Annotated in this window: 19 protein-coding genes; 3 read left to right on the top strand and 16 right to left on the bottom strand. The window is 67.7% G+C overall.

Annotated elements, in window-relative coordinates; all coding sequences use genetic code 11:
- Nucleotides 1-140: 140 nt before the first annotated feature.
- On the top strand, nucleotides 141-1,052 hold the full coding sequence (gene rpoH, locus N7I30_RS10520) for an RNA polymerase sigma factor RpoH (RefSeq protein ID WP_009208764.1): 912 nt from the start codon (nucleotides 141-143) through the stop codon (nucleotides 1,050-1,052).
- A 147-nt stretch (nucleotides 1,053-1,199) separates the two neighbouring features.
- Here the strand turns inward: rpoH and N7I30_RS10515 are convergent, their stop codons facing one another.
- Nucleotides 1,200-3,167: a hypothetical protein gene (locus N7I30_RS10515; protein ID WP_498638669.1), complete on the bottom strand. Its 1,968-nt coding sequence runs from the start codon at nucleotides 3,165-3,167 to the stop codon at nucleotides 1,200-1,202.
- Nucleotides 3,168-3,218: 51 nt separating this feature from the next.
- Nucleotides 3,219-4,514 carry an adenylosuccinate synthase gene (locus N7I30_RS10510; RefSeq protein ID WP_498638667.1) on the bottom strand — a complete coding sequence of 432 codons (1,296 nt, stop codon included), beginning with the start codon at nucleotides 4,512-4,514 and terminating at the stop codon, nucleotides 3,219-3,221.
- A gap of 227 nt (nucleotides 4,515-4,741) precedes the next feature.
- Here N7I30_RS10510 and N7I30_RS10505 point away from each other — a divergent pair, with 227 nt between their 5' ends.
- Nucleotides 4,742-5,653: a DMT family transporter gene (locus N7I30_RS10505; protein WP_024348837.1), complete on the top strand. Its 912-nt coding sequence runs from the start codon at nucleotides 4,742-4,744 to the stop codon at nucleotides 5,651-5,653.
- Nucleotides 5,654-5,701: 48 nt separating this feature from the next.
- On the opposite strand, the gene serA is transcribed toward N7I30_RS10505, so the two are convergent.
- From serA to N7I30_RS10435, 14 genes are all read right to left on the bottom strand, one after another.
- Entirely contained in the window at nucleotides 5,702-7,309 is a 1,608-nt protein-coding gene (gene serA / locus N7I30_RS10500) for a phosphoglycerate dehydrogenase (RefSeq protein WP_187390181.1), read from the bottom strand.
- A gap of 249 nt (nucleotides 7,310-7,558) precedes the next feature.
- Nucleotides 7,559-8,734 carry a phosphoserine transaminase gene (locus N7I30_RS10495; RefSeq protein ID WP_498638664.1) on the bottom strand — a complete coding sequence of 392 codons (1,176 nt, stop codon included), beginning with the start codon at nucleotides 8,732-8,734 and terminating at the stop codon, nucleotides 7,559-7,561.
- Between the two features lie 199 nt (nucleotides 8,735-8,933).
- Nucleotides 8,934-9,842 carry an outer membrane protein gene (locus N7I30_RS10490; protein WP_498638662.1) on the bottom strand — a complete coding sequence of 303 codons (909 nt, stop codon included), beginning with the start codon at nucleotides 9,840-9,842 and terminating at the stop codon, nucleotides 8,934-8,936.
- A gap of 229 nt (nucleotides 9,843-10,071) precedes the next feature.
- Entirely contained in the window at nucleotides 10,072-11,052 is a 981-nt protein-coding gene (locus tag N7I30_RS10485; RefSeq protein ID WP_277023285.1) for an outer membrane protein, read from the bottom strand.
- Nucleotides 11,053-11,181: 129 nt separating this feature from the next.
- Nucleotides 11,182-12,528, bottom strand: coding sequence for a phosphoglucosamine mutase (gene glmM / locus N7I30_RS10480; RefSeq protein WP_475362190.1), 1,347 nt, complete (start codon nucleotides 12,526-12,528; stop codon nucleotides 11,182-11,184).
- A 288-nt stretch (nucleotides 12,529-12,816) separates the two neighbouring features.
- A complete protein-coding gene (ftsH, locus tag N7I30_RS10475; RefSeq protein ID WP_024348843.1) occupies nucleotides 12,817-14,754 on the bottom strand; it encodes an ATP-dependent zinc metalloprotease FtsH in 1,938 nt (645 codons plus the stop codon).
- A 127-nt stretch (nucleotides 14,755-14,881) separates the two neighbouring features.
- Nucleotides 14,882-16,366: a tRNA lysidine(34) synthetase TilS gene (tilS, locus tag N7I30_RS10470; RefSeq protein WP_498638659.1), complete on the bottom strand. Its 1,485-nt coding sequence runs from the start codon at nucleotides 16,364-16,366 to the stop codon at nucleotides 14,882-14,884.
- Nucleotides 16,270-17,217, bottom strand: coding sequence for a tol-pal system protein YbgF (gene ybgF, locus N7I30_RS10465; RefSeq protein WP_498638657.1), 948 nt, complete (start codon nucleotides 17,215-17,217; stop codon nucleotides 16,270-16,272). The genes tilS and ybgF overlap by 97 nt, the downstream gene beginning before the upstream one ends.
- A gap of 183 nt (nucleotides 17,218-17,400) precedes the next feature.
- The gene (pal, locus tag N7I30_RS10460; RefSeq protein WP_009208752.1) at nucleotides 17,401-17,934 is read right to left on the bottom strand and encodes a peptidoglycan-associated lipoprotein Pal; all 534 of its coding nucleotides are present in this window, start codon (nucleotides 17,932-17,934) and stop codon (nucleotides 17,401-17,403) included.
- A 237-nt stretch (nucleotides 17,935-18,171) separates the two neighbouring features.
- Nucleotides 18,172-19,476, bottom strand: a complete 1,305-nt coding sequence (gene tolB / locus N7I30_RS10455) for a Tol-Pal system beta propeller repeat protein TolB (RefSeq protein WP_498639082.1) — start codon at nucleotides 19,474-19,476, stop codon at nucleotides 18,172-18,174.
- A 250-nt stretch (nucleotides 19,477-19,726) separates the two neighbouring features.
- Nucleotides 19,727-20,800: a cell envelope integrity protein TolA gene (tolA, locus tag N7I30_RS10450; protein WP_228240232.1), complete on the bottom strand. Its 1,074-nt coding sequence runs from the start codon at nucleotides 20,798-20,800 to the stop codon at nucleotides 19,727-19,729.
- A 16-nt stretch (nucleotides 20,801-20,816) separates the two neighbouring features.
- Nucleotides 20,817-21,266: a protein TolR gene (gene tolR, locus N7I30_RS10445; RefSeq protein WP_187390187.1), complete on the bottom strand. Its 450-nt coding sequence runs from the start codon at nucleotides 21,264-21,266 to the stop codon at nucleotides 20,817-20,819.
- A gap of 43 nt (nucleotides 21,267-21,309) precedes the next feature.
- On the bottom strand, nucleotides 21,310-22,026 hold the full coding sequence (gene tolQ, locus N7I30_RS10440) for a protein TolQ (protein WP_009208748.1): 717 nt from the start codon (nucleotides 22,024-22,026) through the stop codon (nucleotides 21,310-21,312).
- A gap of 247 nt (nucleotides 22,027-22,273) precedes the next feature.
- On the bottom strand, nucleotides 22,274-22,720 hold the full coding sequence (locus tag N7I30_RS10435; protein ID WP_187390188.1) for a YbgC/FadM family acyl-CoA thioesterase: 447 nt from the start codon (nucleotides 22,718-22,720) through the stop codon (nucleotides 22,274-22,276).
- A 200-nt stretch (nucleotides 22,721-22,920) separates the two neighbouring features.
- Here N7I30_RS10435 and N7I30_RS10430 point away from each other — a divergent pair, with 200 nt between their 5' ends.
- Nucleotides 22,921-25,032, top strand: a complete 2,112-nt coding sequence (locus N7I30_RS10430) for an esterase-like activity of phytase family protein (protein ID WP_498639081.1) — start codon at nucleotides 22,921-22,923, stop codon at nucleotides 25,030-25,032.
- Nucleotides 25,033-25,048 lie beyond the last annotated feature (16 nt).

Raw genomic sequence — 25,048 nt, 5'->3', positions numbered from 1 at the left:
CAGCGCGCTGATCCCATGATCTTGCCGTGCAATCGGCCGGGGTAATCCCCATATCTGAAAGGTGCGGGCAGGCGCAGGCGGCCCGCACACCGACCGGCTTTCGCGAAAAGCGGTCGTCTGCAACGATGGAGGGCGCACATATGGCCCAAGCCAATCTCCCGAGCATCTCCTCGGGCGAAGCCGGCCTCAGCCGGTACCTTGAAGAGATTCGGCGGTTCCCGATGCTGGAGCCGCAGGAAGAATACATGCTGGCGAAGCGTTACGCGGAACATGACGACCGCGACGCGGCGCACAGGCTCGTCACCAGCCATCTGCGGCTCGTCGCCAAGATCGCGATGGGCTATCGCGGCTACGGCCTGCCGATCGGCGAAGTCGTGTCGGAAGGCAATGTCGGCCTGATGCAGGCCGTCAAGCGCTTCGATCCGGAGCGCGGCTTCCGTCTGGCCACCTATGCCATGTGGTGGATCAAGGCCTCGATCCAGGAGTACATCCTGCGGTCCTGGAGCCTCGTGAAGATGGGCACCACGGCGAACCAGAAGCGGCTGTTCTTCAACCTTCGCAAGATGAAGAGCCGCATCCAGGCGCTGGACGAGGGCGATCTGCGCCCCGACCAGGTCTCGCAGATCGCCACCAATCTCGGCGTGTCCGACGAGGAAGTCGTGTCGATGAACCGCCGCCTGTCCGGCGACGCCTCGCTCAACGCGCCGCTGCGCGCCACCGAGGGCGAATCCGGCGAGTGGCAGGACTGGCTGGTCGACGACAGCGAGACGCAGGAAGACCTGCTCGCGCGCAACGACGAGCTCGACCAGCGCCGCGGCATGCTGCAGCAGGCCATGGGCGTGCTCAACGACCGCGAGCGCCGGATCTTCGAGGCCCGCCGCCTCGCCGAGGATCCGCTGACGCTGGAGACGCTCTCCGGCGAGTTCGAGATCAGCCGCGAGCGCGTGCGCCAGATCGAGGTGCGCGCCTTCGAGAAGGTCCAGAAGGCGGTACGCGACACCGCCGACGCGACCAACCGGGCACTGCGGACGGTCGAGCAGCCGGCCGCCTGATCCGGGGCCACAGCCAGAATGAAGAAAGGGCCGGTCCGCAATCCGCGGGCCGGCCCTTTTCGTATGATGCAAGCTCGAACGACGGCGCCGCCCGCGATCGCCTCGCAGTCAGGTCCAGCGGCGGTCAGGCGCGGCAGGCAATGCCCGTCAGGTCTTGGCCTTCCAGGCCTCGATCGCTTCCTTGAACACCCGGTCGCCCGGCACGCCCTTCTCGATCGACATCAGCGCCCGGCGGCCCGAGGCATAGGCGATCGGAATGTCGATCCACTGCTCGTTCTGCAGGAGCGCCATGTTGTTCTGCATCGCCTGTTCGAGATTGTTCAGGGCGATGATGAAGAAGCCGTCGGAGATCTTGCCGGCGACCCCGATCAGCGGCTCGCCGCGCGCCTGCTCGGAGGGCTTCAGCGCCAGCCGCTGGACGTTGGCGACACTGCCGCCGGCAAAGTTCTCCGGCGTCGTGAACAGCAGCTCGATGACGTGGCTGGCCGGCAGCGTCGGGTCCGCATTGCGCCGGATCGTCATGGTCATCTTCAGGTTTTCGTCCGGGATCTCGGCTTCGGCCCGGATCGCCGGCTCGGGCGGCTGCCCTTCCGTCGGCGACTCGTTGACCACCGACCAGACGACGTCGCCGCTCTCCTGCGTGCCCGGCACCGTCTCGGTGCGCTCCTGGTAGAACACCGCGTCCTGCGCGACGCCCACCCCGTCCTCGGACGGATCGGCGGCCGCGACCTCGGTCTCGCCGGCAGCAGCGTCCTCGGTCGGCGCGGCATCGGGCGTCTCAGCCGCGGTCTCGGCCGGCGTCTCCGGCGCACCGACGACTTCCGGATTCTCGCCGATCTCGCTGGCAATGGTCGGATTGCCCGACAGGTCCGGCGTCTCGACCGGCGAGGCGGCGGCGATGTTCGTGCCCTCGTCGAAGGCGTTCGGCGCGACCTCGGCCGGGCCCTCGTCGACTTCGGTGCCGTCCGGCAGCAGCCGCTGGGTGAACTGGCGCGTCGATTCCCGCGCCGGCGTCGTGGTCTCCGGCGCGGTCTCGCCCTCGACGTCCGGCGTCTCGGCTGCCGGATCGACCGCGGCGACGTCGGTCCCGGCCTCGTCGGCCGGGGTCGGCGCCGCCGTGCCGTCGGCGTTGTTCGTGGCGATGGTCTCGAGGCCGGCCGGATCGACCAGCATCGCCTGGATTTCCTCGCGATACATCCAGCCGGCCGTTCCCAGCCCGCAGAGGATCAGCACGGCGGCAACGGCGGTGATCGCACCGCGATTGCCGGCACCGCCGGACTTGCGACGCTGGCGCGCGCTGTAGCGCGGCGCGGTCAGGTCGGCGGCGGGGATCAGGTCGTCGTCGGAGCGGATGCCGGCCGGCAGCCGGTCCTCGTCGTCATGGGCATCGTCCGTCCCGGCAACGGCGGGACCGCTCTCCTGCGATGGCACGATGAACGGCGCCCCCACGGCGGCGGGACGGACCCCGCCCTCGGGCTCTTCCGCCGAGACCGGGAAGAAGGGCGGCGGATCGTTGCGCCCGGCATCCTTGGCCGGTCCGGGCCTGGCCGGCGAAGCCGCGCCTGTGCCGGCGCCGGCGCCCTGCGGCTTGGTCGCGGACGGCGTCGGGGTGGCGGGCGTCTCCCGCTCCCAGGCCGAATGCGTGTTGGCCCCGCCGGCGGCAGCGCTACCGGCGTCCGGGCGCCCGCCGTCGAAGGACGGTTCGATGCGGCTGTCCGACTGCGGCGCGCGCGGGCGCTCGGCCGACGGCGTCTGCGGCCGCGGCGGCTCGGACGGCCGCAAATCCGACCGCGGGGACACGTCCTCGGAAGGCGCTGCCGGCGCATCGGCAGGCGCAGACGCCGGCGGCGCTGCGACCGGTGCGGCGGGTGCCGCTGCCGCGGGCTCGCCGCCATCGCCATCCTGGTCGAGATAATGCTGCTCGGTGCGCGCGATGGCGTCCTCGAGCGCCGACTGGCGTGCGGCGACGACCTCCTCGGCAAGAGGAGGATTGGCCGCCTGGATCTGCCGCTGGATCGCCGCGCGGGCTTTCTCGTAGACCTTCGCTCGCATCTGCGGCGTTGCGCGTGGCAGGCCATCGATGGTCTTGCGAAGTACGCCGCTCAAATCCGCCATGGATCGCAGTCACTCACTCGTCTTGATTTCTGGTGCGCCGGCGCCGGGACTCTAGTCCTGAAACGGATCGCGAACAAGTATTGTGTCGTCGCGCTCCGGCGAGGTCGACAGAAGCGTGACAGGCGCTTCCACCAGTTCCTCGATGTGCCGGACATACTTGATCGCCTGGGCAGGAAGATCGGTCCAGCGGCGGGCGCCGGCCGTGGTGTCGCGCCAGCCTTCCAAGGTCTCGAAGATCGGCTCGATGCGCTGTTGCTCGGCAAGACTTGCCGGCAGATAGTCTATCGTCTTGCCGTCGAGCTTGTAGGCGACCACGACCTTGATCTCGTCGAGGCCGTCGAGAACGTCGAGCTTGGTCAAGGCGAGGCCGTGGATGCCGTTCAGCGCCACCGCCTGGCGCACCAGCACCGCGTCGAACCAGCCGCAGCGGCGCTTGCGCCCGGTCACGGTGCCGAATTCGCGGCCCTTCTCGCCCAGGAACTGGCCGATCTCATTGTCCTGCTCGCTCGGGAACGGCCCCTCGCCGACCCGCGTCGTGTAGGCCTTGGTGATGCCCAGGACGAAGCCGAGGCTCGACGGGCCGAGGCCGGAGCCGGCCGCGGCCTGCCCGGCCACCGTGTTGGACGAGGTCACGAAGGGATAGGTGCCGTGGTCGATGTCGAGCAGCGTGCCCTGCGCGCCCTCGAACAGGATCCGGTCGCCGGCCTTGCGCCGCTGGTCGAGCAGCCGCCAGACCCGGTCGATATAGGGGGTGATCTCGTCGGCGACCGAGGTCAGCTCGTCGAGGATCGCCGCCGGGTCGATCTCGCTCTGGCCGAGGCCGCGCCGCAGCGCGTTGTGATGCGCCAGCAGCCGCTCGATGCGGCCCGGCAGGCTTTCGGGATTGGCGAGATCCATCACCCGGATGGCGCGGCGGCCGACCTTGTCCTCGTAGGCCGGGCCGATGCCGCGGCCCGTCGTGCCGATCTTGGTGCCGGCGGCGCTGGCGTTTTCGCGGGTGGCGTCGAGTTCGCGGTGCAGCGACAGGATCAGCGCCGCATTGTCGGCGATCCGCAGCGTCTGCGGGCTGACCGAGACGCCCTGCTCCTGCAGGCGGTTCTTTTCCGCCACGAAGGCATGCGGGTCGAAGACCACGCCATTGCCGATCACCGACAGCTTGCCCTGGCGCACGACGCCCGAGGGCAGCAGCGACAGCTTGTAGGAGACGCCGTCGACGACCAGCGTGTGGCCGGCATTATGCCCGCCCTGGAAGCGCACGACCACGTCGGCCCGCTCCGACAGCCAGTCGACGATCTTGCCTTTACCCTCGTCTCCCCACTGGGAACCGACGACGACGACATTGGCCATGATATGTCCTTCTCGCGAATGTTCGCCCCGCACCCTGCTGCCGAAGGCGCGCGGACTATAGTCAAGCGCCCGGCGCGAAGCGAGGCGGTCCTGCGGCGGACTTCCGACAATTTGGCCCGACATGCAAGCTGCGCGGCGGCGCGAAATGCCGGCCACACCACTCGTCAGCGAACCTTATTTTATCCGCCCCTCTAGGCGCATCGTCCCGGCGCGCGTAAACGCGAAGCATGACGTCCTATTTCCGCAACGCCTATCTCGTCCTTGGCACCGTCGCCCTGTTCTGGGCCGGCAACGCCATCGCCGGCAAGCTGGCCGTCGGCCACGTCTCGCCGATGCTTCTGACCCTGATCCGCTGGACGCTGGCCTGCCTGTTCGTGGCGCCCTTCGCCTGGGGCGACGTGCGCCGCGAATGGCCGGAGATCCGGCGCAACCTGCCCTTCCTCTTCGCCCTCGGCGCGATCGGCTTCACCTGCTTCAACGCCATTTTCTATCTGGCGGTGAACTATACCAGCGCCATCAACGTCACCATCGAGCAGTCGGCCATGCCGCTGATCGTCTTCGTGGCGAACTTCCTTCTGTTCCGCACCGGCGTGACGCTGTTCCAGATCATCGGTTTCAGTCTGACCATCGTCGGCGTCGCCCTGACCGCCTCTCACGGCGAATTGTCCGCGCTGCTCGCCCTCGACCTCAACCGCGGCGACGCGCTGATGATGCTCGCGGTGCTGATCTATGGCGGCTACACGGTGGCGCTGCGCTTCAAGCCGAAGCTGCACTGGCGCTCGACGATCTTCGTCCTCGCCCTGTCCGCCCTCGTCGTCTCGGTGCCGCTGGCCGGCATCGAATGGGCCATGGGCCATACCCAGCTTCCCGACACCTCCGGCATGACCGCGGCGCTCTATACCGCCATCTTCCCGTCGCTGCTGGCGCAGGTTCTCTATATCCGCGGCATCGAGCTGATCGGCCCCAACCGGGCCAATCTCTTCGTCAATCTCGTCCCGATCTTCGGCGCCATCCTGGCGGTCCTGATCATCGGCGAGGAGCTGCACGCCTATCACGTGGCCGCCCTTACCTTCGTCCTCGGCGGCATCATGCTCGCCGAGCGGGGCGCCGCCCGCGCCCGCAAGGCGAGCGAAGCTTAAAGCGACGCCCCGCAAGAAACGGGGCGCCGCGATCCTGGTCTCAGGCTTTTAGACGGTCGCTTCGGCCACGTCGAAGCGCAGCGGCTTGGCGCTGATGATCTCTTTGTGGGAGAGCACCGTCTTCAACAGGTCCTCCGGCATCGGCGAATCCAGATACAGCAGGGCGATCGCATCGCCGCCCGGACGGTTCCGGCCGAGCTGGAAGTTGGCGATGTTCACCCCGGCGGCGCCGAAGGTCGTGCCCAGAAGGCCGATGATGCCCGGCGCGTCGTTGTTGGTCGTGTAGACCATGTGCTGGCCGACCTCGGCGTCGAGATTGATGCCCTTGATCTGGATGAAGCGCGGCTTGCCGTCCGAGAACACCGTGCCGGCCACCGAACGGGTCATCTTCTCCGTCGTCACCGTCAGCTTGATGTAGGTCTCGAACACGCCCGACTGGTCGCGGCGCGATTCCGTCACGTGGATGCCGCGCTCCTTCACCATGATCGGCGCCGAGACCATGTTGACGTCCGACACCTGGCTCTTGATCAGGCCCGACAGCGCCGCGCTGGTCAGCGCATTGGTGTTCATGCCGGCCACGGTGCCGTCATAGAGGATCTCGACCGAGGTGATCGGCTCCTCGGTGACCTGCCCGGCGAAGCCGCCGAGGATCTCGGCGAGCTTGACGAAGGGCGTGAGGATCGGCGCTTCCTCGGCGGTGATCGACGGCATGTTGATGGCGTTGGAGACCGCGCCGCGGACGAGATAGTCCGACATCTGCTCGGCGACCTGCACCGCGACGTTCTCCTGGGCTTCCGAGGTCGAGGCGCCCAGATGCGGGGTGCAGACGACGTTCTCCAGGCCGAAGAGCACCGAATCCGTCGCCGGCTCGGTCTCGAACACGTCGACGCCGGCACCGGCGACCTTGCCCGACTTGATGCCCTCGGCGAGATCGGCCTCGACGACGAGACCGCCGCGGGCGCAATTGATGATGCGCACGCCGTCCTTCATCTTGGCGATCGCCGCCGCGTTGATGATGCCCTTGGTCTTGTCGGTCATCGGCGTGTGCAGGCTGATGAAGTCGGCGCGCTTGAACAGCTCGTCGAGCTCGACCTTCTCGATGCCGAGCTGCGCGGCGCGCTCATGCGACAGGAACGGGTCGAAGGCGACGACGCGCATCTTCAGGCCGACGCCGCGGGTCGCCACGATCGAGCCGATATTGCCGCAGCCGATCACGCCCAGCGTCTTGCCGGTGATCTCGACGCCCATGAAGCGGTTCTTCTCCCACTTGCCGGCCTGGGTCGAGGCGTCGGCGGCGGGAAGCTGGCGGGCGACCGCGAACATCATCGCGATGGCGTGCTCGGCGGTGGTGATGGAATTGCCGAAGGGCGTGTTCATCACGATGATGCCCTTCCGGCTGGCCGCCGGGATGTCGACATTGTCGACGCCGATGCCGGCGCGGCCGATGACCTTCAGATTGGTCGCCGCCTGGATCAGCTTCTCGGTCGCCTTGGTGGCCGAGCGGATGGCGAGGCCATCATACTGGCCGATGATCTCGAGCAGCTTGTCCTTGTCCTTGCCGAGATCCGGCATGTAGTCGACCTCGACGCCGCGGTCGGTGAAGACCTGGACGGCGGTCTTGGAGAGCTTGTCGGAAACGAGAACGCGAGGTGCCATGGGAATGGTCCTTTGAATGATGAGCGACGCGGTGGTCCGGCGTCGCGGAAACGATGAATGCTGTGAACTGGAACGAGGCGGCCGCCCCTCACCCACAGATGGATGAGGATGGTCCGGAAAATCGGGCAGAACGTCGCGAGAGCGCCTGAACGAGGCTCGCCGCGCAACGCTCCTTCCCGGATCGTTCGCCCTTCGAGCCCGGAGCGGAGATCCCTCCCCTTTCAGGGAAGGGAATGATCCGCGACCGGATCAGGCTGCCTTGGCGAGCTCGGCCTTCTGGGTCTCGAAGGCCCATTCGATCCACGGCATCAGCGCCAGGACGTCGGAGGTCTCGACCGTCGCGCCACACCAGATCCGCAGGCCCGCCGGCGCGTCGCGATAGGCGCCGATGTCGAGGGCGACGCCCTCCTTCTCGAGGAGCGACACGACCGCCTTGGAGAAGGCGTTCTGCGCGTCGTCGGAGAGATTGGCCACGGCCGGATCGGCGAAGGTCAGGCAGACCGACGTGTTGGACCGGGTCGCCTTGTCGGCGGCCAGGAACGCCAGGAAGGGATGCGTGTCGACGAAGCTCTCGATAACCGCGAGGTTCGCGTCGGCCCGTGCCTTCAGCGCCGTCAGGCCGCCGATCGACTTCGCCCAGCCGAGCGCGTCGAGATAGTCCTCGACGCACAGCATCGACGGCGTGTTGATGGTCTCGCCCTTGAAGATGCCCTCGATCAGCTTGCCGCCCTTGGTCATGCGGAAGATCTTCGGCAGCGGCCAGGCCGGCTTGTAGCTTTCCAGCCGTTCGACGGCGCGGGGCGACAGGATCAGGACGCCGTGCGCCGCTTCACCGCCGAGCACCTTCTGCCAGGAGAAGGTCACCACATCGAGCTTGTCGTAGGGCAGGTCCTGGGCGAAGGCCGCCGAGGTCGCGTCGCAGATCGTCAGGCCTTCGCGGGTCGCCGGGATCGCGTCGCCGTTCGGCACGCGCACGCCGGAGGTCGTGCCGTTCCAAGTGAAGACGACGTCGCGGTCGAAATCGACCTCTGCGAAGTCGACGATCTCGCCATAGGGCGCCTCGAAGACGCGGGCATCGTCGAGCTTCAGCTGCTTGACCGTGTCGGTCACCCAACCGGCGCCGAAGGATTCCCAGGCCAGCATGTCGACGCCGCGGGCGCCGAGCAGCGACCACATCGCCATCTCGACCGCGCCGGTGTCCGACGCCGGCACGATGCCGATGCGGTAGTCGTCCGGCACGCCGAGAACCTCGCGGGTCTCGTCGATCGCCTGCTGAAGCTTGGATTTTCCGACCTTGGCGCGATGCGAGCGACCGAGCGCGGCATCGTTGAGCGCGTCGAGCGACCATCCGGGTCGTTTCGCGCAGGGGCCGGAGGAAAAACGGGGATTGGCCGGACGCAGGTCCGGCTTCGCGGTATGTGCCATCAAAGCTATCCTCACAGATAGAAGCGCCTCGTTGGGGAGGCGTGTCCCGCGAATGGCGCTACTCCTGCGGCCGGCACCCGTCAAGCACATTCGGGCCGCGCGACGGCCCGTCACCCGCCCCGTCCCTGCCCCGAACGCAAGAACGGCAGGCCCCGCAAGGCGCCCGCCGTTCTTGCATGAACTTGCTGTGACTTCTCGCCTACCAGAGCGAATAGCGGATCGCGGCCTGGACCGAATGGCGCTGGAATCCGTCATCCTCGGCGCTGAGGCCGAGCTGGCCGTTGGCCGCGACATCGCCCGAATAGCTGTAGGCGTCGCCGCCATCGACATCGAGGAAGCGGTAGCCGAGATCGACCTTCAGGTTCCGCGAGATATCGTAGGAGACACCGGCCATCAGCGAGTAGGCGAAGCGCCAGCTGGTGGCGCCGTCATAGCTCGCCTCGCTGTTGTAGAAGCTGTTCGCGCAGGCCGTGCCGTTGAGCGTGCAGCCATGCGAGACGTTGACGTCGTCATACTTGACCTTCACTGCACCGGCGCCGGCGCCGACATAGGGCGTGAAGCCGACGAAGGTGCCGAGATCGGCATAGGCGTTGGCCATCAGTTCCAGGCCGGTCGCGCTGGCGCTGGTCGTGGAGTCGCAGGACGCCTGGCTGGCCGTGCCGCCGGTCGCCGTCACGTAGTCGAAGCAGGAGCCGATCCGGTCGCCGCCGCCGATATCGGCCGACCAGTAGCGCGCGGTCAGGTCGCCGCGGAAATAATCGGTGAACTGGTAGCCGAAGCCGACGCCGAAGGACGCGGCGCCATCCATCTCGAAGCCGTCATGGCCGGCACCGAAGGAATCGTACTCGCCCGGCGCATAGGTCGGTCCGTTGCCGTAGCGCGCGAAGTCCGGGCGGTATTCGCGGCCGTTGACGTCGACGTCGGACTGGAAATCGTAGGAGACATCGCCGCGCAGATACCAGCCGCTGCCGATCTCGACGGGCTGCACTTCCGGCACGTCCTGGTAGATCGGGGTCTCGTAGATGGGCGGAAGGTCGGCGGCGCTCGCCACCGGCATGGTGAAGCCGATCAGCGCGGCACTGGCCATCAGTTTGGTTGCAAGGTTCATGGAGCCGCTTCCCGTTGCAGTCTTCGCTTCACGAGAAGTGCGGCACCGCACCCCTCGTCTCACCCGATCCTGCCGCAGAAAGATTAACGCGCGATTAACCCTGTTTCTTAACCGTAAACCTTTACGAAGGTTACGATCGCCCGGCGATGACGGCCGCGAACGCCGCACACGAAAAAGGCCGCTGCCCGAAGGCAGCGGCCCGTCTCATGCGCGGCCTTTGCGGGCCGGCTTACTTGTAGATCGGCTCTTCGTAGATCGGCGCCGGCTCTTCATAGAGCGGGGTCGAGGCGTAGATCGGCTCGACAACCTTGCCCTTGCCCTTGCCGAAGCCGCCGAAATCGCTGCCGCCGCCGCCGAACTCGTAGCGCAGGCCGGCGCGCACGGCGTGGATGTTGAAGCCGTTGTCGCTGCCCTGGACGCCAGAAGCGCCGAAGCTGCGGTCGAGCTCGTCGTAACCGAAGGCGTCACCGCCCGAGATCCGGGTGTAGCGGTAACCGGCGTCGAACTTCAGCTTGTGGGTGATGTCGATGCTGGCACCGGCGCTGAGCGACGAGGCGAAACGCCAGCTCGACTTGCCGGCATGGACGCCGACATAGTTGGTCGCCGGGCAGTTCGGGTTGGAGCCGCAGACGATCTCGTTGGTCTGGTCGTCGTATTTCACATGGGCAAAGCCGAGGCCGGCGCCGACATAGGGCGTGATGCGGCCATAGGTGCCGAGATCGACATAGGCATTGGCCAGAGCCGTCCAGATCGAGACCTTCGAGCTGTCGTCGTAATAGCAGCCCGCATTGGCGAGGATGTTGTAGCTCTGCTGCACCTGCGTGTTGCAGTTGCTGCGGCCGTCGACATCGGTCCGGAAGTAATCGACGGTCGCGTCGACGCGCAGATGATCGGTGAAGCGGTAACCGACACCGACGCCGAAGGAGGCGGCGCCCTTCGTCTCGATCGAATCGTAGTGGAAGACGTCGTCGACGAACTGGACGCCCGGATCGATGTTCCAGCCGTTGTAATAGCCGTCGGTCTTGGACTTGAAGACGTAGCCGACGTCACCGCGCAGATACCAGCCGCCCGTGGCGACTTCTTCCACGATCACCGGAGCCGGCGGCGGGAAGTAGGGCTGCTCTTCGATGATGTCGGCGGCCTTGGCGAAGCTGCTGAAGGATGAGACCGCGCCGATCAATGCCACGGTCGTCAAAAGGCGAGATTTCATTGCTCTCATCTCCGATTCGATCCGGCGGCCGGGATTGGCAGACGCCGTTACCTTAACGAAGACGGTAAATCGGAATGGTTAATACGAAGTTTAAGGAAGACTCGGCCTTCAGAACTTGGTGACCTTACCTTACGCTGCGGTCTGTTGGAGCGCGCCGATTATGTCGTCGACGACCGAGTTGACCAGCCCGCGATCGTCGCCCTCGGCCATCACCCGGATCAGCGGCTCTGTCCCCGAGGCGCGGATGACCAGGCGCCCGCCCTCGCCGAGGCGATCACGCCCGGCGCTAATGGCGTCCTGCACGCGCTGTCGCTCCAGCGGCGCGCCGCCCGAATAGCGGAAGTTCTTGAGGATCTGCGGAACCGGCTCGAAGCGGCGGCAGACCTCCGACACGGTGCCGCCCTTGCGCTGGACCACCGCCAGCACCTGCAGCGCCGCTACGAGGCCGTCCCCGGTCGTGCCGAAATCCGACAGGACGATGTGGCCGGACTGCTCGCCGCCGACATTGTAGCCGTGCTCGCGCATGTGCTCGACGACATAGCGGTCGCCGACCGCCGTGCGGGCCAGTTGCAGATCGTGATCGGACAGGAAGCGCTCGAGGCCGAGATTGGACATCACCGTCGCGACGATCCCGCCGGCCGCAAGGCGACCGTCCTCGGCCCAGCTTTCGGCAATCACCGCCATCAGCTGGTCGCCATCGACCACCTCGCCGCGCTCGTCGACGATCAGCACCCGGTCGGCATCGCCGTCCAGCGCGATGCCGATATCGGCGCGCACTTCCTTGACCTTCTCGATCAGCGCCGCCGGCGCCGTCGAGCCGCAATTGCGGTTGATGTTGGTGCCGTCCGGATCGACGCCCAGCTTGACGATCTCCGCGCCGAGCTCCCACAGAACGTCCGGTGCCACCCGGTAGGCCGCGCCGTTTGCGCAGTCGATGGCGACGCGCACCCCCTCCAGCGACAGCTCGCGCGGCAGCGTCCGCTTGGCCGCCTCGATGTAGCGGTCGTGGACGCCGTCGATGCGCTTGGCCCGGCCAAGGCCGTCGCCCGTCGCCAGCCGCGGCGTCAGATCCTCGTCCAGCAGCGCCTCGATGCGCAGCTCCAGCTCGTCGGAGAGCTTGTAGCCGTCCGGCCCGAACAGCTTGATGCCATTGTCCTCGAACGGATTGTGCGAGGCCGAGATCATCACGCCGATATCGGCACGCAGCGACCGGGTCAGCATGGCCACAGCCGGGGTCGGCATGGGGCCGAGCAGGAACACGTCGACGCCGGCCGCCGTGAAGCCGGCCACCATGGCGTTCTCGATCATGTAGCTCGAGCGCCGCGTATCCTTGCCGATCACGACCCGGTGCCGGTAGGAGCCGCGCTGGAAGACCAGGCCCGCCGCCATGCCGACCCGCATCGCCACCTCGGCCGTCATCGGGTGCCGGTTGGCCGTGCCGCGAATGCCGTCCGTGCCGAAATAGCGTCTGCTCATCACCTGACCCCGTCTGTTCCTGTTCTGCCGGACCGTCCGTCCGGTGGCGGCTGCCGCGCGCGCCATCGCCCGGACGGGCCCCCGTCATCAACGGTCTCGCGGACCGGGAGAGGCGCGCGGCGCCGTTCCCTGTCGTCATACTCTCGCATCAATGGATTGCGGAGACGTTGCCTGCAACCCCGCCGGTCTGCGTCGCCGCTGATGCCGACCCCGCAAACGAAAAGGGAGCGGCTGTGAGGCCGCTCCCTTCGATTGTCTTGCGATCCCGCCGGAGAGGACCCTGGGTGATCAGGTCGGCTGCGGCTCCAGGCTGTCGCCCGCCTCGCCTGCGCGGGAATCCGGCCCGCGGCTCGAACCGGCCTTGGGCACGGCGGAGCCGCGCGACGGCGGCGTGTCGTCGCCCATGTCACGGGCCAGCGGCTTGCCGGCCAGAAGGTCGCGGACCTCGTCGCCCGAGAGCGTCTCGTATTCCAGAAGCCCCTTCGCCAAGATGTGCAGCTGGTCGATATGGGTGTTGAGGATGTTGCGCGCCTTGTTCTCGGCCGTCTCGATGATGCCGCGCACCTCCGAATCGATCAGCCGCGCCGTGTCCTCGGACATGTGCTGCTGGTGCGCCACCGAATGGCCGAGGAACACTTCGTCCTGGTTGTCCTTGTAGCGCAGCCGGCCGAGCTTGTCGCTCATGCCGTATTCCATGACCATCGCCCGCGCCATGTTGGTCGCCTGCTGGATGTCGTTGGACGCGCCCGTGGTGACGTTGTCGAGCCCGTAGATGATTTCCTCCGCGGCACGGCCACCGAAGATCATGGCGAGGCGCGCTTCCATCTCGTTCTTGCGCATGCCGTAGCGATCGCGCTCCGGCAGGTTCATGGTCACGCCCAGCGCACGACCGCGCGGGATGATCGTCACCTTGTGCAGCGGATCGTTGAACGGCTCGATGATGCCGACGAGGGCGTGGCCGGCCTCGTGATAGGCGGTCAGCGTCTTCTCTTCCTCGGTCATGGCCATCGACCGGCGCTCGGCGCCCATCATGACCTTGTCCTTGGCATCCTCGAATTCGAGCATGGTGACGAGACGCTTGGAGCGCCGCGCGGCCATCAGCGCCGCCTCGTTGACGAGGTTGGCGAGATCGGCGCCCGAGAAGCCGGGCGTGCCACGGGCGATCGTCCGCAGATTGACGTTCGGCGCCAGCGGCACGTTGCGCACATGCACCTTCAGGATCTTCTCGCGGCCGCCGACATCGGGGTTCGGCACCATCACCTGCCGGTCGAAGCGGCCCGGGCGCAGCAGCGCCGGGTCGAGCACGTCCGGACGGTTGGTCGCGGCGATCAGGATCACGCCCTCGTTCGATTCGAAGCCGTCCATCTCGACCAGAAGCTGGTTCAGCGTCTGCTCGCGCTCGTCGTTGCCGCCGCCAAGGCCCGCGCCGCGATGGCGGCCGACCGCGTCGATCTCGTCGATGAAGATGATGCAGGGGCTGTTCTTCTTGGCCTGCTCGAACATGTCGCGCACGCGGCTGGCGCCGACGCCGACGAACATCTCGACGAAGTCCGAACCGGAGATGGTGAAGAACGGAACGTTGGCTTCACCCGCCACCGAGCGGGCGAGCAGCGTCTTGCCGGTTCCGGGAGGGCCGACGAGCAGCACGCCGCGCGGGATCTTGCCGCCGAGGCGCTGGAACTTCTGCGGCTCGCGCAGGAACTCGACGACCTCTTCCAGGTCCTGCTTGGCCTCGTCGACACCGGCGACGTCGGCGAAGGTGACGCGGCCATGGGCCTCGGTCAGGAGCTTGGCCTTGGACTTGCCGAAGCCCATCGCCTTGCCGCCGGCACCGCCCTGCATCTGGCGCATCAGGAAGATCCAGACCGCGAGGATCAGGAGGATCGGGCCGAAGGACAGCAGCATCGACCAGATCGGATTGCTGTTGTCACCCGGAGGGCTGGCATTGATCTGGACGTTCTGGGCCTCGAGCCGCTCGACCAGCTGCGCGTCTTCCGGCGCATAGGTCTGGAAGGGCGGCGAGGAATCCGAATATTTGCCGCTGATGCGCTGGCCCTGGATCGTCACGGCCTCGACACGGCCGGATTTCACGTCGGACAGGAACTGCGAATACGGGATGTCGCGGGCGCCGGCGGTTTGCGAACCGTTCGAAAACAGCTGGAAAAGCGCGATCAGCAAGAGAGCGATGATCGCCCACAGCGCGAAGTTTCGAAAGTTCTGGTTCATCGATCTTCCTGGAATGGACGCCCGAAGTCACGAGGACGATTGGCTCGAAGATAGGTGCTGCCCCCCTTCTTGCCAACAAGGTCAGGCGGTTTTGCGGCAATTTGCACCGGTTGGCGGCGCAGGGTGGTTACCGCGGCTTTGCACTCGGCCCGGCCCGGCCGCCCGTTGGCGGCGGCAGATCGCGGGTCAGGCTCCAGCCGACGAGCGACCGGATCGCCAGCAGCGGCGTTCCCGCGGCGACCTTGCCGCCGAGCTGTGCGGGGATGGCGACAAGGCTATCGCCGGCAACGAGCACGGGCAAGGTCTTCTCGACCGGATTGCCGCGGCCGAGATCGCCGAAGGCGACGATCCGCGCCCCGGAACGCAGGGCCCCGGCGCCGACATCGACCACGAAGCGGCCGTCGAAGACCCGCTCTCCCCCCGTCGCCGACAGCCCTGCGATCCCGGCCCGGCCGTATTCGCGCATCAGGGCGATCGTTTCGCCGGGCACCGCCCGCACACCCGCCAGCGTGCGGGCCCCGTCCGATTCGCCGCGCAGCGCCTCCAGAAGCCGGATCGTCGCCGGGCCCTCGGGACCATGCCCCCTGCCCCCGACCGCCGCGATGGCGCGTTGCAGGAAGACGAACGCCGTGTCGTCGCCGAGGCCCCGCAGCGCATCCCGGTCGATCTCCAGCGTGCCGGCCTCCGTCAGGCAAAGCTCACCCGCCGCCTGCATTGCGGCGATGGCCTCGCCGAACTTGGCTTCCAGCGCATCGCGTTCCGATCGATACCCCGCGATTTGCGCCCGCAGCGCGTCCCGGTCCAGCCCGCCCGCCGCGATCTGCCGGCGAAGCTGCACCCGGCGCGAGGCCGGATCGTCATTGGTCGGATCTTCAACGGCCGGCAGGCGATGCGCCGCCACGCTTGCCTTCAGCCGGTCGCCCGCAACGTCGAGGAACGGCCGCGCCAGGACGAGATCCGGCGCCAGCGACCGCACCGGGCGCATACCCGCCAGCCCGACGACCCCGGCGCCGCGTTCGCACGCCATCAAATGGGTCTCGCACTGGTCGTCGTCGTGATGGGCAGTCAGGATCACTGTCGCGCCGAAGCGCCCGGCCGCATCGGATAGCAGCACGTAGCGGGCCTCGCGGGCCGCCGCCGCAATGTTGCCCTTCCGGGCCGGCGCGTCCCAGCGCAGCGTTTCGTGGCCGAGGCCGAAGCGCGCGGCAACGCCCGCGACGTAGCGCGCTTCGGCTGCCGAAGCGTCGCGCAGGCCGTGGTCGACGGTGACGATGTGAAATCTGGTCTGCGGCAGCGCCGCGGTGCCCTGCAGGGCGATGGCGGCGAGAACCAGCGCCAGCGAATCGGGGCCGCCGGACACGGCAAGGATCGCGCGGTCGCGGGAGCCTGTCAGGGCGGCCGCCTGGTGCAGCGAATGGGTCAGAAGCTCGGCAAAAGCGAGCCGGTCGAGCGGCGCGGCGTCGGGCCGGGCGCGGGGAATGCCCAGGCGCAGGCCGCGGCGGTCAGCTGCGGGTGTCAGCAGTTGGCCGACTTTTCCTCGCTCGCCAGCTTCTTGCGCACGTTGCTGCTCATCTGCGGATAGCGTTTGGCCACTTCCTTGTAGGTGATGCACGCGGTTTCCCGATTGTCGAGCTTGGCCAGCGACATGCCCAGCTTCAGCATCATCTCCGGCGCCTTGCCGTTCTCCGGCGCGCTCTTCTGCGCCTCGAGGAACACTTCGGCCGCGTCGGCGAATTTCTGCTGCTGGTACAGGCTCTCGCCCAGCCAGTAGCGCGCATCCGGCGCATCCTCGGCGGTCGGATAGGTCTGGGCATACTGGCGGAAGGCCTGCTCGGCGAGCTGATAGTCGCCGGCCAGGAGGTAGTTGTAGGCCAGGTCGTAGGTCTCGCCCTGCCCGCCCGGCGTGATCGCCGCGACGGTGCTGGAGCCGCCCGACGGCGCGCTGTCGCCAAGGCCCGGCACGCCGGTCTGCAGATTGGTCGTGTCGAGCGCGCCGGTAGCGAGCTCACCGTCCTCCAGGAGACGACCGATGTCGTCTCCCGTGGCGGCCTGCTGGCTGTCGCCGGGCTGCTCGGGCATGGCCGAGCCGGCGTCGCCGCGCTGCTCGTTGACCGAGGTGCCGGCAGCACCCGCTCCGCCGCCCTCGAGCTGCTGGAAGCGGAACTCGTTGTCCTCGAGCTGCTTGCGCATGTCTTCCTGGGTGCGCAGCAACTGGAAGCTCAGCTCCTCGACCCGGCCGTTCAGCCGGCGGACCTCTTCCTCGAGCTGGTTGATGCGCACGCTGACGTCGCCGGCCTGCGCCATGCGCACGGGGGCGGTCCGCGTCTCCGCCGGTGCCTGGCGCGAAGCGCCGGATGAGGGCTCGCCGAAGAGCCCGGGCAATTCGAAGGCCGACGCCCCGCCGGTCGCGGTGCCCATCAGGGCCAGCGCCGATACGGCAAGGATCGTTTGTCGAAACATCATGAACACAGTTCCTCGACGGCTGGAAACGGCAATGGCCGCCGCGGCGCGAACGCAATGGTTCGTGCAGCGACGGCGCGGTTTCCTAGCATGGAACGAGGCAGTTCGGCCAAAGTTGGGCAGCGCCCGCTTTCGCCGTGGACGCCGCCGGCCGCAATGGGGGCCGGCGACGATCCGTCAGGCCGATCAGCTGCCGGCGCCGCTCAGAACGGTGACGGCGCGGCGGTTCTGCGACCAGCAGGAAATGTCGTCGCACACCGCGACCGGACGTTCCTTGCCGTAGGAGATGGTGCGCATCCGGTTGGCCGGAACGCCCTGCTGGACGAGATAGTCGCGGGTCGCGGCGGCGCGGCGTGCGCCGAGCGCCAGGTTGTATTCGCGGGTGCCGCGCTCGTCGGCATGGCCCTCGATCACGATCGAGTACTGCGAATACTGGTTCAGCCAGCGCGCCTGCTGGGTCAGCGTCTGCTGGGCGTCCGCCCGCAGCGAGGTCGAATCGGTGTCGAAGAACACCCGGTCACCGACATTGACGGTGAAGTCCTGGGTCGAGCCCGGCGTCGCGCTGCCATAGGCGCCGTTGGCACCGTTGGCCCCGTTCAGACCGAGACCTGCCGCGTTGTCCGGCAGGGCGTCCTTCTTGCTGGCGCAGCCAGCGACCGCCAGGCTGGCGACGACGGCGAATGCGATGCGGCTCTTCACCCCGAAAATGCTCCGGCGCATGGCCAGCTCCTTTGAAAACGATGCAATTGGGTTACGCGACGTTTACCCTGACGCCACTTAACGACACGTAAAAACGGCGGCGCTTCGGCGCGCCCGACGCGGCTCATCCCGTTGAATTATCGCCGGAATGAGGCCGCGGCCGGGCGTCCGCCCGGTTTCCGCCATGTTGCGGCATTTCCGCAACATTCACGCCATAATCGGGCCCCGGGCTTGCCCGGGGCTGGCCTCGCGGCGGCCCTATTCGAGGGAGGGCGACCAGGCCGGGTCCGAGGCGTAGCTCGGGGTCGGGATCTTCTGCTCGTTGTAGCCCGTCAGATCGATCGAATAGAGCTGCGGTCCGCCGCCGCCCCGCTGGTCGCGGAAGAACATCAGGACACGGCCGTTCGGCGCCCAGGTCGGGCCCTCATTGTGGAAGCCCGAGGTCAGGATGCGCTCGCCCGAACCGTCCGGCCGCATGACGCCGATCTGGAACTGCCCGCCGCTCTGCTTGGTGAAGGCGATGAGGTCGCCGCGCGGCGACCAGACCGGGGTCGAATAGGAGCCGTCGCCGAAGGAGATGCGCTGCTGGCCCGAGCCGTCGGCCCCCATCACGTAGAGCTGCTGGCGTCCGCCGCGGTCGGATTCGAACACGATCCGGCGCCCGTCCGGCGAATAGGACGGCGAGGTGTCGATGGCCGTGGTCGAGGTCAGCCGCGTCGTCGCCCGCGAGCGCAGATCCATGGCGTAGATGTTGGCGTTACCCTCCTGCTGGAGGCTCATGATCACCTTCTGGCCGTCCGGCGAGAAGCGCGGCGAGAAGGTCATGCCGGGGAAGTTGCCGACGATCTCGCGCTGGCCGGTCTCGAGCTGCAAGAGGTAGACCCGCGGCTCGCCATTGCCGAAGGACATGTAGGTGACCTCCTGGCGGCTCGGCGAGAAGCGCGGCGTCAGCACCAGCTCGCTGCCGTCGGTCAGATAGCGCAGATTGGCGCCGTCCTGGTCCATGATGGCGAGGCGCTTGACCCGCTTGTCCTTGGTGCCGCTCTCGGAGACGAAGACGATGCGGGTGTCGAAATAGCCCTTCTCGCCGGTCAGCCGCTCATAGATCGCGTCGGCGATGATGTGGGCGACCCGGCGCCAGTTCTCCGGATTGGTGTAGAATTGCTGGCCGTCGAGCTGCTGGCCCGCGAAGGTGTCCCAGAGGCGGAACTCGACGCGCAGCCGTCCGTCGGCCTCCGGCGAGACCCGGCCGACCACCAGCGCCTGGGCATTGATGACGGTCCAGTCCTTGAAGGACGGCGTCGTGTCGGTGGTCAGGCCGGACTGGATGAAGGCCGCCCGGTCGATCGGCGCGAACAGGCCCGAGCGCTCCAGGTCGGCCTGAACCACGTCGGAAATCTGCTTGCCGATGCCGTCGGCCGACTGGAAGTCGGTGATGGCGATCGGCAGCGGCTCGACATTGCCCTGGGTCACGTCGATCTCGACCGCCGCGGCGGCCGGTGCCAGTGCCACGAAAGCGCCGGAGATCGCCATCGCGATCACGAGCGCGCCCTTGATGATCATCTTCATGTCAGACCTTCAACTGCGGTCGGAGACCTGCGCCGGCCGGCTGGCCGCGCCTCTCCTGTTTGAACTGGTACGGAAAATCCCCCGGCAGGCTGGGCCGGAGAATCGATCTTCCCTCGTCCGCTTCCTACCATCCAATAGGGGGATTGTATGGCGTCCTGCCGCAACGGCGACCGGGCGGCTGGCGCCCGGACCGGCGATCCGGCGGCCGGATCATGATCGAAACCGGGTCGCCGCGCCGTCGCCATCAGAACATCTGGCTCGGATCGAAATTGACCACGACGTCGGCCCAGGTGTCGTACTTCTCGGCCGGCAGATTGTAGGGCGCGCAACGCTGCACGGCGCGCAATGCCGCCTCGCCCGCCACCCGCTCGATCATCGAGCCGCCGCCGCCGCCGATGATCTGCGGCCGCGCTTCCAGTTCGCCCGACGGATCGAGCCGCATCTGGATCGAGATCCGGAGCGAACCGGCTTCCGATACGCCCGAGGGCGGCGACCAGCAGCGCTGGATCTGCCCGCGCAGCGCGTCGAGCTCGCTCTGGGAGAGCTTGCCGCCGGTCTGGCGATCGGTGCCCAGCGAGGCCTGCTGGTCCGAGCGCCTGGCACCGCCGCCCGCCGACTTCTCCTTGTTCAGAAGCGCGGCGATCTGGTCGGCGTCGAACTGGCTCTCTTCCGGCGTCCGGGTCTCGGCCTGCTTTGCCGGCTCCGGCTTTTTCGGCTCGACGGGCTTGGTCTCGGCGACCTTCGGCGCGGGCGCCGGCGGCTTCGGCTTGGTCGCCGGCACCGGCACGTTCTGCGGCACGGGATCGGGTTCCGGCGCGGCCTCGGCCTCGGCGATCGCCTGCTCCACCGGGTCGGGCTGCGGCGGCGTCACCTCGGCGGGCTGTTCCGGCGTCGGCTCGGGTTCGGGCTGCGGCTCCGGCGGGGTCGGCGCGGGGGCGGGCTCCGGCTCGGGCGCAGGTTCCGGCTCAGGCGTCGGTGGCGTCGGCTCGGACGGCTGGGCGGCGGCCGCCTGCTCGGTCGGGGTCGGGCGCTTGATCGGCGTCGGCGGGGTGGCGAGATCGGTCTCGTTGTCGCCGACATTCTCGGCCGGCATCGGCAGCGTCTCGGGGGTCTCGGTCGGGTTGGGCGCCGGCGTCTCGGTGACCGGCGCGTCCTTGGCACCGATCATCGACTGCGAGAATTCCTCGATCGGCACGAGGTCCACCGGCAGCGATTCCACCGGCGCCATCTGCAGCGGCTCGGGCGCCGACAGGGACCACAGGCCCCAGGTCAGGACCGCTCCGTGCAGAAGGGTGGAAAGGACGACGCCGGACTTCATCGAAAGCTGGTTTCGCTCAAGCGTTTTCTTGATCGGTCACGAGACCGATATTGCGGAAGCCGGCGGCCGAGATCCGCGCCATGACGCGCATCACCGTGCCGTAGTCGGCCGAACGGTCGCCGCGCACGAAGATGCGCTCCTCGTAGCCGGCCTGGGCCACGGCCTGCAGCTTGGCCACGACCTCGTCGATCGGGATCACCGTGTCGTTGAGATAAATCTCGCCGTCCGAATTCACCGAGATGGTGATCGGCTGGGTGTCCGAATTCATCGCTTTGGCCTGGGTCTCAGGCAGCTCGATCGGCACGCCCACGGTCAGGAGGGGCGCCGCGACCATGAAGATGATCAGCAGCACCAGCATCACGTCGACCATCGGCGTGACGTTGATCTCGCTCATCGGCTGACGGCGGCCGCGGCCCCGACCGCGTCGCGACCCGCTGGAACGCCCGGTTCCGGCAGACATGCCCATCTGTCATTCCCTTCCCGGTCGCACGGACCGGCGTTTCACGCGCTCAGCGCGAGGACAGCTTCTCGTCGATCTGCCGCGACAGGATCGCGGAGAACTCGTCGGCGAAGGATTCCAGCCGCATGCCCAGCTTGCCGGCATCGGCCGACAGCTTGTTGTAGGCGATGACGGCGGGGATGGCGGCGACGAGGCCGATGGCGGTCGCCAAAAGCGCTTCCGCGATACCCGGCGCCACGACGGCAAGGCTGGTCTGCTGCGACCCGGCGATCGCCTGGAAGGAGGTCATGATGCCGATGACCGTGCCGAACAGGCCGACGAAGGGGGCCGCCGAGCCGATGGTGGCGAGGAAGCCGAGCCGCGATTCCAGCTCGTCCATCTCGCGGGCCAGGGTCACGTCCATCGCCTTGTCGATCCGCGTCTGCAGGCCGAGCGGCGAACGGGCGCCCTTCTCGAACGACTTCTTCCACTCGCGCATCGCCGCGACGAACAAGGCGCCCATCCCCGACGTCTTGCGCTCGGACAGGTTGTGATAGAGGTCCTCCAGCGACTGGCCGGACCAGAAATTGCTCTCGAACTTGTTGAGCTGGCGGCGGAACCGGCCATAGCGCATCGACTTGTCGATGATGATCGCCCAGGTCCAGACCGAAGCAGCCATGAGCCCGATCATCACCAGCTTCACGATGAAGCCGGCCTGCCAGAACAGGTCCCAGAGGGACACCGAACCGGCGGCGTGTAGCGTTCCCTGAACGACGTCAGCGTCCATTCCCAGTCATCCTCGATATTCGGAACCGTCGGCAGCCTGCAGCAGGTGCGCGCCTTTCGGCACCGTCCCGCCCATATCGGCCCCGACATGCAGCAAATTCGGCCATTCGGCCGCGTAAACCCCTGATGCCCTTTCACAAGCGAATCCGGTGAAAGAATGGCGTGGTTCGGCTCAAATCCGATTCGCGCCATTGATGCACCGGTAGGGTTAACGAGCCGTTACCGCCCACGCCCGGCCGGCCCGCGCCTCACGCCTCGGCGGCGGGCTGCAGCAGCGCCTGCATCTCCTTCGGCATGCGCATCGGCTTGCCGCCGGGCGAGATCACCGCGACCTTCACCATCGCCTCGATCAGCACCGTGTCGCCGCAGGAGATGCGCTGGGCAAGAACGATCCGCGCGCCGCCCAGAAGGGCCGTGCGGGTGGTCACGGTGACCACGTCGTCGATCCGCGCCGGCCGCAGGAAGTCGATATCCATGTGCCGCACGGCAAAGGCCATCGGCGCGCCGTAGCGCCCATCCATCAATTCGCCGTGGCCGATCCCCTTCAGCCGCAGGAAGTCCGAGCGTCCCCGCTCGAGGAAGTGCAGGTAGCGGGCGTGATAGACGACGCCGGAGAAGTCGGTGTCCTCGAAATAGATGCGCACGTCGAGCGCGTGGCCGTCCTCGGTCAGCCGTCCGGCCAGTCCATCGGTCATCGCCAGCTCCTTTCGCGTCACGGTCGCGGCACGCGCCGGTCGCACGCCCGTTCCGGCACTGTGTCACGCCTCTGTAACAGGCCGACCTCATAGACGCGCCATTCGCGTCAAGCAAAGGAACCGCCGCCGTGATCTCGCCGCTCCGCCTCAGCCTCGCCGCCCTTCTCGCCACCTGCGCGCTCGCCGCGCCGGCCACCGCGATGGCCGAGCCGGTGTTCCGGCGCATCGCCAGCTTCCCGGTCGCCGCCAACCTGCCGGCCGACAGGCCCGCCGAGACCGAAACCTCCTCCGAGATCATCACCGCCAGCGCCGACGGCAACACCCTGATCTACTCCGACAGCCCGGCCGGCGGCATCGGCCTGATCGACATCACCGATCCGAAGGCTCCGAAAGCCGGCGGCTTCCTGGCGCTGGACGGCGAGCCCACCTCCGTGGCGGTCGCCGGCGGCAATGTCCTCGTCGGCGTCAACACTTCGCCGAGCTACACCGCGCCGTCGGGCCGCCTGGCCGTGATCGACATCGTGGCCAAGACCGAGACGGCCTCCTGCGATCTCGGCGGCCAGCCCGATTCCGTCGCGGTCTCGAAAGACGGCGCCTATGCCGCCATCGCCATCGAGAACGAGCGCGACGAGGACCTCGACGACGGCGCCCTGCCGCAGATGCCGGCCGGCTTCCTCGCCATCGTCAGGCTGGCCGACGGCGTGCCCGACTGCGCCTCCCTGACGAAGGTCGGGCTGACCGGCCTCGCCGACATCGCGCCGGAAGATCCGGAGCCCGAATATGTCGACTTCAACGACGCCGGCGAGATCGTCGTCTCGCTGCAGGAGAACAACCATTTCGCCATCGTCAACGCGGCGACCGGCGAAGTCACCGCCGACTTTTCCGCCGGCGCCGTCGACCTCGACGGCATCGACACCGAGGACGACCGCGCACTCGCCTTCACCGGCAGCCAGGCCGGCCGCAAGCGCGAGCCCGACACCGTCCAGTGGATCGACAACGACCGCTTCGTCTCCGCCAATGAAGGCGACTATGACGGCGGCTCGCGCTCCTTCACCATCTGGAACAGGGACGGCAGCGTCGCCTGGGAATCCGGCCCGTCCTTCGAATACGAGGTCATCCGCGCCGGCCATTATCCGGACAAGCGCTCCGACGCCAAGGGCGTCGAGCCCGAGGGTCTGGAAGTCGCGACCTTCGACGGCACGAGCTACGCCTTCGTCCTGTCCGAGCGCGGCTCGGCCGTCGGCGTCTACGCTCTCGGCGACGGCGATCCCGTCTTCACCCAGCTCCTGCCGTCGGGCATCGCCCCCGAAGGCGCCATCGCCATCCCCTCGCGCAACCTGCTGGTTACCTCCAACGAGGCCGATCTCGTCGAGGATGGCGGCGCCCGCTCCCACGTCATGATCTACGAGCGCGGCGAGGGCGAGAACGCCTATCCGATGATCGTCTCCGATGACGATGCCGACGGCCGCCCGGTCGGCTGGGGCGCCCTTTCGGGCCTTGCCGCCGACGCCGACAGCGCCACCACGCTCCATGCGGTCAGCGACAGCTTCTACACCAGCCAGCCGGCGATCTTCACCATCGACGCGTCTGAGAAGCCGGCCCGCATCACCGCCAGGACGGTCGTCACCCGTGACGGCGAGCCCGCCGAGGCGCTCGACCTCGAAGGCATCACCGCCGACGGCGAAGGCGGCTTCTGGCTCGCCAGCGAGGGCAATCTCGAGAAGGACGTGCCGCACCAGCTTCTGCGCGTGGACGCCGCCGGCGCCATCATTGAGGAAGTGCCCTTCCCCGACGACCTCGTCGACGGTTCCACCCGCTTCGGCGCCGAGGGCGTGACCCTCGACGGCGACACGCTCTGGGTCGCCATCCAGCGCGAATGGGCGGACGATGCCAAGGGCACCGTCAAGCTCCTCGCCTACAAGCCGGCTTCCAAGGAATGGAGTGCCGTCAGCTACCCGCTGGAGAGCACTGACAAGGGCTGGGTCGGCCTGTCGGAGATCACCGCCAGCGGCGACTGGCTCTATGTCCTCGAGCGTGACAACCAGATCGGCGACGCCGCCCGGCTGAAGAAGCTCTACCGGGTCGCCAAGGCCGATCTGAAGCCCGCGCCGCTCGGCGGCGACCTGCCGACCGTCACCAAGGAGGAGGTCCACGACTTCCTGCCCGACCTGAAGGCTACCGGCGGCTATGTCGTCGACAAGATCGAGGGCTTCACCATCGCGAGCGACGGCACCGCCTATGCGGTCACCGACAATGACGGCGTCGACGATTCCTCCGGCGAGACGCTGTTCTTCTCGATCGGCAAGCTCTAGCCCGCTATCCGCAGCC

It is taken from the genome of Aurantimonas litoralis (assembly GCF_026153195.1).
GTDB classification, from domain to species: domain Bacteria; phylum Pseudomonadota; class Alphaproteobacteria; order Rhizobiales; family Rhizobiaceae; genus Aurantimonas; species Aurantimonas coralicida.
The sequence above is the reverse complement of the archived record's forward strand: the minus strand, read 5'-3'. Positions and strand labels throughout refer to the sequence as shown.

What these genes read in the sequence shown, in the direction of transcription:
- rpoH (WP_009208764.1), top strand. Translation starts at nt 141, where the DNA reads ATGGCCCAAGCCAATCTCCCGAGCATCTCCTCGGGCGAAGCCGGCCTC.
- N7I30_RS10515 (WP_498638669.1), bottom strand. Translation starts at nt 3,167, where the DNA reads ATGGCGGATTTGAGCGGCGTACTTCGCAAGACCATCGATGGCCTGCCA.
- N7I30_RS10510 (WP_498638667.1), bottom strand. Translation starts at nt 4,514, where the DNA reads ATGGCCAATGTCGTCGTCGTCGGTTCCCAGTGGGGAGACGAGGGTAAA.
- N7I30_RS10505 (WP_024348837.1), top strand. Translation starts at nt 4,742, where the DNA reads ATGACGTCCTATTTCCGCAACGCCTATCTCGTCCTTGGCACCGTCGCC.
- serA (WP_187390181.1), bottom strand. Translation starts at nt 7,309, where the DNA reads ATGGCACCTCGCGTTCTCGTTTCCGACAAGCTCTCCAAGACCGCCGTC.
- N7I30_RS10495 (WP_498638664.1), bottom strand. Translation starts at nt 8,734, where the DNA reads ATGGCACATACCGCGAAGCCGGACCTGCGTCCGGCCAATCCCCGTTTT.
- N7I30_RS10490 (WP_498638662.1), bottom strand. Translation starts at nt 9,842, where the DNA reads ATGAACCTTGCAACCAAACTGATGGCCAGTGCCGCGCTGATCGGCTTC.
- N7I30_RS10485 (WP_277023285.1), bottom strand. Translation starts at nt 11,052, where the DNA reads ATGAAATCTCGCCTTTTGACGACCGTGGCATTGATCGGCGCGGTCTCA.
- glmM (WP_475362190.1), bottom strand. Translation starts at nt 12,528, where the DNA reads ATGAGCAGACGCTATTTCGGCACGGACGGCATTCGCGGCACGGCCAAC.
- ftsH (WP_024348843.1), bottom strand. Translation starts at nt 14,754, where the DNA reads ATGAACCAGAACTTTCGAAACTTCGCGCTGTGGGCGATCATCGCTCTC.
- ybgF (WP_498638657.1), bottom strand. Translation starts at nt 17,217, where the DNA reads ATGATGTTTCGACAAACGATCCTTGCCGTATCGGCGCTGGCCCTGATG.
- pal (WP_009208752.1), bottom strand. Translation starts at nt 17,934, where the DNA reads ATGCGCCGGAGCATTTTCGGGGTGAAGAGCCGCATCGCATTCGCCGTC.
- tolB (WP_498639082.1), bottom strand. Translation starts at nt 19,476, where the DNA reads ATGATCATCAAGGGCGCGCTCGTGATCGCGATGGCGATCTCCGGCGCT.
- tolA (WP_228240232.1), bottom strand. Translation starts at nt 20,800, where the DNA reads ATGAAGTCCGGCGTCGTCCTTTCCACCCTTCTGCACGGAGCGGTCCTG.
- tolR (WP_187390187.1), bottom strand. Translation starts at nt 21,266, where the DNA reads ATGGGCATGTCTGCCGGAACCGGGCGTTCCAGCGGGTCGCGACGCGGT.
- tolQ (WP_009208748.1), bottom strand. Translation starts at nt 22,026, where the DNA reads ATGGACGCTGACGTCGTTCAGGGAACGCTACACGCCGCCGGTTCGGTG.
- N7I30_RS10435 (WP_187390188.1), bottom strand. Translation starts at nt 22,720, where the DNA reads ATGACCGATGGACTGGCCGGACGGCTGACCGAGGACGGCCACGCGCTC.
- N7I30_RS10430 (WP_498639081.1), top strand. Translation starts at nt 22,921, where the DNA reads ATGGCCGAGCCGGTGTTCCGGCGCATCGCCAGCTTCCCGGTCGCCGCC.